9 protein-coding genes and 1 pseudogene are annotated in these 9,963 nt (G+C 66.3%); 2 read left to right on the top strand and 8 right to left on the bottom strand.

The annotated features are described in order from the left end of the window. The 6 genes and pseudogenes from ACESMD_RS01705 to ACESMD_RS01680 all read right to left on the bottom strand — a co-directional run. Positions 1-784 (bottom strand): NAD(P)/FAD-dependent oxidoreductase (locus ACESMD_RS01705; protein WP_372609739.1); only part of this gene is annotated, 784 nt, incomplete at its 3' end. Next, positions 781-1,113, bottom strand: a pseudogene (locus tag ACESMD_RS01700) (short-chain dehydrogenase); the annotation flags it as partial. The gene ACESMD_RS01705 and the pseudogene ACESMD_RS01700, both read right to left, overlap by 4 nt. Further along, positions 1,083-1,322, bottom strand: coding sequence for a nuclear transport factor 2 family protein (locus ACESMD_RS01695; RefSeq protein WP_372609737.1), 240 nt, complete (start codon positions 1,320-1,322; stop codon positions 1,083-1,085). The pseudogene ACESMD_RS01700 and the gene ACESMD_RS01695, both read right to left, overlap by 31 nt. A gap of 27 nt (positions 1,323-1,349) precedes the next feature. Then, positions 1,350-2,624: a deoxyribodipyrimidine photo-lyase gene (locus tag ACESMD_RS01690; RefSeq protein WP_372609735.1), complete on the bottom strand. Its 1,275-nt coding sequence runs from the start codon at positions 2,622-2,624 to the stop codon at positions 1,350-1,352. Positions 2,625-2,643: 19 nt separating this feature from the next. Continuing rightward, the gene (locus ACESMD_RS01685; RefSeq protein WP_372609733.1) at positions 2,644-3,558 is read right to left on the bottom strand and encodes a MerR family transcriptional regulator; all 915 of its coding nucleotides are present in this window, start codon (positions 3,556-3,558) and stop codon (positions 2,644-2,646) included. Next, positions 3,555-4,388, bottom strand: coding sequence for a hypothetical protein (locus ACESMD_RS01680; RefSeq protein WP_372609731.1), 834 nt, complete (start codon positions 4,386-4,388; stop codon positions 3,555-3,557). The genes ACESMD_RS01685 and ACESMD_RS01680 overlap by 4 nt, the downstream gene beginning before the upstream one ends. 342 nt (positions 4,389-4,730) lie before the next feature. Between ACESMD_RS01680 and ACESMD_RS01675 the strand changes: the two genes are divergently transcribed. Further along, a complete protein-coding gene (locus ACESMD_RS01675; RefSeq protein WP_372609729.1) occupies positions 4,731-5,645 on the top strand; it encodes a TIGR01777 family oxidoreductase in 915 nt (304 codons plus the stop codon). A 104-nt stretch (positions 5,646-5,749) separates the two neighbouring features. Here the strand turns inward: ACESMD_RS01675 and rapA are convergent, their stop codons facing one another. Then, positions 5,750-8,758: an RNA polymerase-associated protein RapA gene (gene rapA, locus ACESMD_RS01670; protein ID WP_372609727.1), complete on the bottom strand. Its 3,009-nt coding sequence runs from the start codon at positions 8,756-8,758 to the stop codon at positions 5,750-5,752. 103 nt (positions 8,759-8,861) lie between these two features. Further along, positions 8,862-9,659: a redoxin family protein gene (locus tag ACESMD_RS01665; RefSeq protein ID WP_372609725.1), complete on the bottom strand. Its 798-nt coding sequence runs from the start codon at positions 9,657-9,659 to the stop codon at positions 8,862-8,864. Between the two features lie 122 nt (positions 9,660-9,781). On the opposite strand from ACESMD_RS01665, the gene ACESMD_RS01660 reads away from it, so the two are divergent. Continuing rightward, the coding region (locus tag ACESMD_RS01660; protein ID WP_372609723.1) for a hypothetical protein at positions 9,782-9,963 on the top strand (182 nt) is incomplete at its 3' end.

The raw sequence follows: 9,963 nt of genomic DNA, 5'->3' as shown, positions 1-9,963 counted from the left end.
CGCGGGCATCATCGCCGCGGCCATCGAGCCGGTAGTTCCAGCTGGCCCAGGCCCGCCGGCGTCTGGGGAGCAGGCGGATGCGGTCGTCATAGGGCGCGGTCAGCGCGGGAATATAGCGGCGCGAGCCACCGACCAGGGTGTACCACTGGGGCCGGTCTGTCACCGAAAGCAGGCCATGGTGTCGGAAGAAGCGCACGAAGAACAGCAGCGGGAACTCGCGCAGGTCGCCGATGCTGGCCGACCAGATCGCCGCGCCCATGGGCAGCAAATAACGGCGCTGGAAATCGGCGCCATAACCCCCGGCGTCCAGCCAGGCACCCAGGGTCATGGCGGGATCGAGGCTATCCTCCTCCAGGGCCCGGGTGGCGTTGCGATTGAAGCGCAGGATGTCGCCGAGCAGGCCATGGAAACTGGGCCTCGGGAGATTGCGTCGCTGGGCGAAGAGGCTGGCCAGGGTATGGCCGTTGTACTCGAAATCGCGGTCGGTCTCGTGTACGGAGAAGCTCATCTCGGTAGGCTGGCTGGCCACGTCCAGGGCGTCCAGCAGGCGCTGGAAATGCGGGTAGGTCCAGTCGTTGAAGACGATGAAACCGGTGTCGATGGCGTAGTCACGATCCTCCAGACTGACATCGATGGTGGCGGTGTGTCCGCCCAGGCGTTCGGCCGACTCGAACAGCGTGACCTCGTGTCGGCTCGACAGATACCAGGCGGCGGCCATGCCGCTGATGCCACTGCCGACCACGGCGATGCGTTGGCGGCCGGGTGGTGAGAAGGGAAGCGTCATGGACGGCTCTCCGGGGCGGTGGTAGGGGCAGACTCACGGGTCAGGCGCAGGCCGAGCCGATGACGCAGGGTCGGTGGCAGGATCCCCATCAGCCTGACCAGCAGGGTGAAGCGGCGAGGAAAGTGGATATCCAGCCGGCGCTTGTCCAGCCCCGAGAGGATGGCCTCGGCGGCTTTCTCCGGGGAGACTCGCATGGGCATCGCGAAGTCGTTGCGGTCGGTCAGCGCGGCCTTGGAGGCGCCATAGGCCTCGGCACGGGGCAGCGGGAGATAGGCCGAGGCGCTGGAGGTGGCGGCGATCAGGGGTCGCCCTCCCTGGGTCCTGGCGCTGCCTCTCGTGGAAGCTGAATCCGCACGATGTCACGTTCTCGTACAGGGTCACGAAATAGGCTTCTAGCGCCTCCCTTACCCTCAATGCGATGCAGGGGGTCGATGAAGACCACCTCGTCAGTATATATCTCGCCCAGCTTTTCTGTACAGGTTTTGTCCAGTTTGTTGAAGAAGGCGCAGAAACTATCCAGAGTGGGGTCCTGGTTCATGGAGATTCTCCCTTTGGGTGAACGAGATCAGTCGGTGGTGAGGGACTTGAAGGCATCCAGGGCGCGTGCCCGTGCCACCTTGTGGTCCACGATGGGTGGCGGATAATCGACGCCGCCGAGCAGGTCCTGCGTCAGCGCATGCCGCGCCTTGGGTGGCAGGTCGGCCAGTTCGGGAAGCCACTCGGCGAGGAAGTTGCCCTCTGGATCGAAGCGTTGCGACTGGGTGGTCGGATTGAAGATACGAAAGTAGGGGGCGGCATCGGTACCCGTGGAGGCCGCCCACTGCCAGCCCCCGTTGTTGGCGGCGAACTCACCGTCGACCAGGTGACGCAGGAAGAAGGCCTCGCCTCGACGCCAGTCGATCAGGAGGTGCTTGGTGAGGAACATGGCCGTCACCATGCGCAGGCGATTGTGCATCCAGCCGGTGGCAACCAGCTGGCGCATGGCGGCATCAACGATGGGGTAGCCGGTGCGTCCTTCGCACCAGGCCGCGAAGCCGGCATCGTCGTTGCGCCAGGGCAGGCGCTCGGTGGCGACCTGGAAGGCGCGATGGCGGCACACCCGCGGGCAGCCGAAGGCGACATGCTGGTAGAACTCGCGCCAGACCAGCTCGTTGACCCAGGCCGTCAGGCCGGCATCGCCCTCGGTCAGCGACCCGTCGTTCTCTGCCAGTACGGCCTGGAGACACTGGCGGGGGGAAATCATGCCCAGGGCCAGGTAGGGCGAGAGTTCGCTGGTGCCGCGGATGGCCGGCAAGTCCCGCTGCTGTCGGTAGTGGCGGCCGCGGAAGCGCAGGAAGCGTTCCAGGCGATCGGCGGCGGGCGCTTCGCCGGCGGGCCATAGGCCCTCGTCGATGGGAGACTCCTGGAGTGGCGGCCCTTCGGGCAGCGAGTCGGATGGCATGGCCATTGGTGCCTGGGCGGCCGGGGTGTCACGGAGTGCCAGTCGGTCTGCGCTCAAGTGCCGATGCCAGGCCTTCGAGAAGGGCGTGAAGACCACATAGAAGTGGCCCTTGCCGGTCAACAACTCGCCGGGGGCGAAGGCCACGCCGTCGTGATGGCCCCTGGCACTCAGGCCCGCCGCCGCGAAGTCAGAGATTACCGCACGGTCGCGATTGACCTCATCCAGGGGATATTCATGGTTGAAATGCAGGCTGTCGGCACCCAGTCCATGACCTTGCCAGTGGCGCCGACAGCGCAGGAAGATGCCGATGACTGGCCCTTCGCGGGCTGCCCTGGCCAGGGCGGTATTGTCATGGATGCGCAAGTCGCTGCGAAACCACATCAGGACGGGGGAGGTCATGGATGACTTCATTGGGGTCTCAGGCCTCGCGGATCAGGGCGCTCAGCCGCGTGATGGCCTGGGGTAGGTCGTCTCCCAGGGCCTCGACGGGGGTCGGCTCCAGGTCACCGGCACGAATGCGGGCCACGGGGCCACACAATGCCAGGGGCACATCCAGTTGCTCCGCCAGCCGGGGAAGCTGGCGTCGAATCAGGTCCGCGCGCTCGGCCTTGCCGCTGCACAGCAGCAGAGCGGCTGCCTTGAACCGCTCCATGGCCAGCGGGATCTCGGAGAAGGGCAGGGCGGCATCGAAGAGTTGCACGCGATAGCCCTGGTCGCTGGCCGCCAGGGCGGACAGCAGTACCCAGAGGATGCCCGGGTCGTCAGGCAGGGCGGTGGTCAGTACCAGCGGCCCTGTGGACATGGAATCGGCATGGTAGAGCCTTGTGCCGATTCGGGTCCTGAGGAAGGCCTCCAGTGTGCGGCGTTGGAGGATGGCGCCCAGATGGTCATCCCAGCCCTCCTCGAGTTCGCGGATGACCGGCTGCCAGAGTTCCTGGAGACAGGTGGTGACCGGATACAGGGCCAATGACTGGTTGAACAGAGCTTCCAGACGGTGCAGGTCGAGGGCCTCCACGGCAGCCACCAGCTGCTGGCGCTGGCTGGGCCAGTCGCCGGCGGACGGCGCCGGCGCCTCGACCGTCTCTGGCTGTTCGAGCAACTCGCGAACCTGACTGACCGGCACCCCGCGGTTCAGCCACTGCAGGATGTGCTCGATACGCTCGATGTCGTCGCGGGCATAGAGACGATGCCCCTTGGGAGTGCGGCGGGGTCGAATCAGGCCGTAGCGACGCTCCCAGGCCCGCAGCGTCACCGAGTTCACGCCGGTCAGGCGGGAGACTTCCCGGATCGGATAGAGCGGCGTATCTGCCGGGTGGGTCGCCTGGTCACTCATGGACGGCAGAGCCTCTTGATGGTCATGGAATTCTCCAGGTCGTTGGCCGATCGCATGATTTTGTACAACTGAATCATTATGTACAAGATGTGGCTCGCTTGCACGCCGTGTCTGTCAATCGGCCGGTGTGGCGGCGTCCGCCACCAGGGCCTGGCCGAGATGATGACCCGAGAGCCAGGCATCCTCGATCCGCGGGCCACGCCAGCCATCACCGCAGAGGGCCAGGCCGTTGGTGGCCAATCGATGGTCGCAGTTGACGGCTGCCCCCTGGGCGAAGACATCGGGCTGGGCATAGCGCCAGCGATGGGCGCCCAGCGAGGTCGGCTCGGGAAGGGTAACGCCACCGGGCAGGGCCGCGGCGAAGGCGTCCAGTAATCGGCGGGCAATGCCGTCGGCATCGTCTTCCAGATGTTCCCGGCTCCTAATTCGATGTGTGCGAGCAGGCTCAGGCTCTCGCCTTGCTCCCGGCGGCCGGGCTTGTGGTCATTGCGGCTCACGAAACGCAGGGGCTCACCCGCCAGTCGCACCGCCTGCCAGTCATCGTCGACTCCCGCAAGGCTCGGCAGGGGAGCGTCGAAGCGTGCCCAGGCGGCCCAGCAGGGTTGCTGGATCACCGCGTCGCATTCCTCGGCCAGTCCGGGCTCATGAAGGGACAGAAGCTCCCGTGCCTGGGGAGAAGGCACACTGATCACCACTCGCCCGAAGGGACCGTGACGCCCATGGTCCTGGTCGATCAGCCACCAGTCCTCGCCGTCTTTCTCCAGGTGCTCGATACGAATGCCCGGCCTTACGGGAAGGCCGTCGGCCAGATGCCGGGTAATGGTGCTCATTCGCGGCTTGCCGATGTAGCGCTCCAGCGCGTCCTCGTGGCGATGCCAGCCCGTCTTGTCGGACTGCCACAGTCGTTTCGGCCAGGGGGCAGTGATCCCGGCCTGTCGCCAGGTGTCGGCCTCGCGACGAAAGGTCTCGTCGCGTGCGCTGAGAAGAACTGCGCCCCCAGATCGACCACGGCGTCATCGAGCTGTCGGCCGGAAATTCCGGCACCGATGATGGCAGTGGGGATGACAGCGTTCTTGGACATATCGGGACTCGCGCAGCAGGAAGGCTTTTCGGCTAGACTAGCAGAAGTGTACAATGGCTGTATAACTGATTGGTATGGGGAGGGTTTCACGATGCGCGTGCTGGTCACGGGAGGCAGTGGTTTCGTCGGTCAACGCTTGTGTCGGCGACTCGCGGAGGCGGGGCATCGACTCCTGGTGGTGTCCCGTGAGCCGGAGCAGGTGCGTGACCGGCTTCCCAAGGGGGCCGATATCCGCCGCTCGGTGCTGGACTTTATCGACACGCCGCCACAGGCGATCGTCAACCTGGCAGGCGAATCCATCGCCGCCCGTCGATGGAGCGACGACCAGAAGGAGAGGCTGATCGATTCCCGCGTGAATATCACCCAGGACCTGGTGATCCTCTGCGAGCAGCTCCAGTCGACTGGCGGCAAGGCGCCCAGGGTGATGGTCTCGGCCTCGGCCATGGGCTACTACGGTGACCAGGGCGACAAGGAAGTGACCGAGGAAACTCCGGCCCACGACGAGTTCGCCCATCGGCTCTGCAAGCGCTGGGAAGACACCGCACGGGGCGTCGAGGCGTTCGATGTCCGGTTGGCGATCCTGCGTATCGGCCTGGTCCTCGATGCCGGTGGCGGCAGCCTGCAGAAGATGTTGCCGCCCTTCAAGCTGGGCCTGGGGGGGCGCTTCAGTGACGGCAAGCAGTTCATGCCCTGGATACACCGGGAGGATCTGGTGCGGTCGATACTCTTCCTCATCGAAAGGGACGACCTGGAAGGGCCCTTCAACGGTAGCGCGCCTCGACCGGTGACCAACGCCGAGTTCACCCGTGCCCTGGCTCGGCAACTGGGGCGCCCGGCGATCTTCCCGGTGCCTGCCATCGTGCTCGAGACCGCCTTCGGCGAGATGTCGAGGCTGCTGCTGACCGGTGCCGACATGCGCCCCAGGCGGCTGCTGGATGCCGGCTTCGAATTCCGATTCGAGACCCTGGAAGACGCCCTGGCCGATATTCTAGGGTCGTCCCGGTGAACAGGGATACGGATTCGCTGTAGGCCCGGTAAGCGTCAGCACTCCGGGCAGATGCTGCCGGATGCGCCTTCGGCTACGATCGCCTGAGGCTTCATCCTGTTTCTTCATCCTGTTTCTTCATCCAGGGTGACGATGACCCGCGCGGCATCCAGGCGCAGGCGAGTGCCTTCGATGGCGGAGTCCAGCTCCCGGCGCTCCGCGCGTAGGGCGTGGAGTTCATCCTCGCGCACCGCAGGATTGAAGCGGGCCAGGGCCTCGAGCCGGCTGAGTTCGCCGTCCAGTTCGTAGCGCATGCGCCCCTGGGCGGCCTCGACGATGGAGGGAAGTTCGCGCTCTGCCTCCGTCTCGCCCTGGTCGAGCAGGCGACGCAGGGTGGCGTTCCGGTCGCGGATCAGGTCCCGAGCCACGGCCTTCTTGACCTTGTGGACGGCCTTCGACAGCCCCGTGAAGGAGATCCTGTCGGTCAGATTGGTGCCGGATTCGTCGAGCAGTACGCGCACGGCGGTGGGGGGCAGAAAGCGGTTGAGGTGCAGGCGCCTGGGCACCGGGCAATGGGTCCGGAAGATCAGCTCGACCATCAGTCGACCGGCCGGGAGGCTGGGGTGGCGCAGTACCGCCAGGGCGGTATTGCCCATGGCACCGTCGAGGATCCGCCCCATCATCTCGCGCAGCAGGGGGTGTTCCCACGACAGCCGCTGGACGTCGTCCCGGGCCAGGGCGCGGGCCCGGGAGTAGGTGGCCGAGAAGCCTTCCTCGCCCTTCACCAGCCCCGGCAGGCCATCGAGCATCTGCGGGCTCGGCTCCAGGTACAGGATGCCACCGCCCAGTTCCCGGCTGTCCACCCCGAAGATGTCCAGCGCCTGGTCCAGGTAGCGCGAAAGGGCCGGGTCCTCGTCGAGTTCGCGGATCGCCGTCGCTACCGTCTCGGCCCGGTCGTGACGACAGGCGTTGAGTTCCAGCAGTCGATTGCGACCCGCTTCCCGTTCGGCGAGACGTGCCTCGAACAGTGCCCGGGTCTCGCCGATGATTTCCTCCATCCCCTCGTCATCGAGAAGGGCATCCGCCAGGGCGTCTCCAAAGGCCGCCTGGATCTCGCTGCCCATCCCATGGGGGGCGCCGAAGGCCGCCATGCCCTGGCGGTACCAGCGCAGGAGGCGCTCACCGGGGCTGCCTTCGAACACCGGCACATGGATCTCGATGGCATGGCGCTGGCCGATGCGATCCAGGCGACCGATGCGCTGTTCAAGCTGGTCGGGATGCCGCGGCAGATCGAACATCACCAGATGACGACAGAACTGGAAGTTGCGACCCTCGGAGCCGATCTCGGAACAGAGCATCACCTGACTGCCGCTTTCCTCGTCGGCGAAGGCGGCGGCGGCCCGGTCACGCTCCATCAGCGAGAGCCCTTCGTGAAAGACCGGGGCATGGAGGCCGCCCAGAACGCGCAGGCCCTCGGCCAGCCCCAGGGCGGTCTCGCGGTAGTGGGCGATCACCAGTACCTTGTCGCCGGCGAAGCCGGCTTCGCCGGTGTCGGCCAGCCGTTCGAGGAGCCAGGTGACGCGCGAATCGAATCGCCACCAGGGATCGGTGTTGGGGACCGCGCCAATCGATGGCGCCTCGTTCATCGCCTGGATCGTGGCATCCAGGTGGAGCAGCACCTCGGGGTGGTCGAGCCCGGTCTCGGCCAGTAGCGCGTCCAGATGGTCCTCGCTTTCGGCCAGGTGTCGCAGCAGCCCGGCATAGGGGGCGGGCATCGGTAGTGGGGTGACATGCAGCCGGCGCTGGGGGAAGCCGCCCACATGATGCCGGCTGTTGCGGAACATCACCCGGCCGGTGCCGTGACGATCGAGCAACTGGTCGCGCAACTGGTCCCGAGCCGCGACCTGCTGATCCTTGCTACTTTCGGCGTTGGCCAGGATGTCGAGCAGGGCCAGGCTATCGGCTTCCTCGATGACCGCGGCGACCCGCTCCCGGTCGGCCGCTCCGTTTTTCTCTGCCTCCCTGGTCTCTGCTTCCCCGGTCTCTGCTTCCCCGGGCAGGCGCTCCAGGGTATCGATGGCCTCGGCGACCTCCACATAATGCTGTTCCTCGTCGTGGAAGCGCTCGAGGCTGTGGTAACGGTCCGGGTCGAGGAGCCGAAGCCGGGCGAAGTGACTCTCCATGCCCATCTTTTCCGGCGTGGCGGTGAGCAGCAGCACGCCGGGTATGTGGCCGGCCAGTCGCTCCACCGCCGCATAGCCGGGGCCGGCGCTGCCATTCGACCAGTTCAGGTGGTGGGCCTCGTCGACGATCAACAGATCCCAGTGGCAGGCCTCGGCCTGGGCCTGGCGCTGGGGATTGGTGAAAAGCCAGTCCTGGCTGGCCAGCACCAGCTGGCCAGCCTCGAAGGGATTGGCATCGCCGTGGGCCTGGCTCTGCGGCTCGTCGAGCAGGGTGACCTCCAGGGCGAAACGGCGCAGCAGCTCCACCAGCCACTGGTGGGTGAGGCTCGCCGGTACCAGGATCAGCGCACGCTCGGCGCGGCCGGTGAGCAGCAGCCGGTGCAGTATCAGCCCCGCCTCGATGGTCTTGCCCAGGCCCACCTCGTCGGCCAGCAGCACGCGGGGCGCATGGCGCCGAGAGACCTCGTCGGCGATATAGAGCTGATGGGGAATCAGGTCGATGCGTGGGCCGGCCAACCCCAGCGCCGGGTTCTGTTCGGTGCGGTGGAAGTGGTGCAGGGTGCGAAAGCGCAGGTCGAACCAGTCGTTGCGATCGACCTGGCCGGTCAGCAGGCGGTCGCGTGCCTGGTCTAACTGCATGGTGTCGGCCAGCTCCGACTCGGGCAACTCAAGGCGCTCCCCGCGCGCATTCTCGCCGAGGTAGATGATCAGGCCCTCGGCTTCCCGGGTGTCGTCGACAGCCAGGGTCCAGCCCTCGGCGGACTGGACGTGATCTCCGTTGCCGAAGATCACGCGAGTGAGCGGGGGGTGGTGGCGGCTGTAGGTGCGTGTCTCCTGGCTGGCGCCGAAGAGCACGGTGACGCAGCGGGTATCGCTGCCCAGGATGGTGCCCAGGCCCAGCTCCGCTTCGCCGTCGCTGATCCAGCGCTGGCCGGGGGAAAAATCGTTCATGTTGCCTCGAAGGATGCGGATAACGATGCCATGGGTTGCCGCCGTTGCCGACCGGCGGTCACGGGGCGAGGTATCCTACAGCAAAGCCCGGCATGGCTTAAGGCTACCGTCGCAGCCAGTTTTCGAGCTGGGCCCGGGTCAGCTCACCCACCTGTCGCTCCACGGCACGTCCTTCGGCGTCGAATAATACCGTGGTGGGCAATCCCGGAGATTCCATCAGCACCATGAGCTCCTGGTGGGGGTCGAGCAAGGCATACTGGAAGCTCAGATCCTGATCATCCAGGTAGCGTAGCGCCTGCAGCAGGTCCTCTCCCTGGTTGGCGACCACCACGGTAATCCCGTCGCGTTCGCCCGCCGCCTCGAGCAGGGGCATCTCGCGCTGGCAGGGCGGACACCAGGTGGCCCAGAGATTGACCAGAACCCGCTCGCCGCGCAGGTCCTGCAGGTTGACCGGATTCCCCTCGAGATCGTCCAGGGTGAGGTCGGGGAGCGAGGCGAGTGACATGCCGCCGCCCAGTGGCGCCAGGGTGATCAGCACCAGCCAGAGACTCGACGCGCCAACCAGCAGGGCCATGGCGCCGATCAGTCTCAGCAGATGGGCGCGCAGCGTCCAGCCCGTCCAGATCAATGCCGCCAGCAGGCCCCAGAGGCCGTGGAAGCCGGGCTGCCAGATCTTGAGGATGTCCAGCGGGGCGGCCAGGTAGATCTCCAGGTTCAGGGCGACATGGCCGAGCCTGGCGCCAAGCAGCCATGCCAGGACCATGCCATTGAACCAGCTGGCATGTTCGCGGCGGGGCAGGCTAAGCAGCCAGAGGCTGGCCAGGAACAGCAACAACGCCACGGCGAAGGCATAGAGGCGTGGCACGGAGATAAGGACCGGGCCCAGGGCGATGGCATCCATGATGAGGTGTCGGCTCCAGCAGGGTAGGGTCGGCGTCCGAAGTCGGCCGCGTTACACTAACGAATTGTCGGCTAGCCTACTGCCAGTGGGCGGGGCTGTCACTCCATCCGGCAGGAGCCTTCATGGCCAGATCAGTCTTTGACAACCTGCGCGCCTGGGTGATCGCCAGCCAAGCGCTGGGCTTCGTCCTGATTCTCACTCTGGAAACCCTGCTGGGCGATGCCGCTCGGCCCTGGCAGGGTTGGACCCTGGCGGCGATGATCACCGCTGCCCTGTGGATCGCCCTGGTCCGCCTGTACCGGCG

The sequence above is a fragment of the Halomonas sp. genome, from assembly GCF_041689495.1.
GTDB lineage: Bacteria > Pseudomonadota > Gammaproteobacteria > Pseudomonadales > Halomonadaceae > Halomonas.
This window is presented reverse-complemented; position numbering and strand designations above follow the sequence as displayed.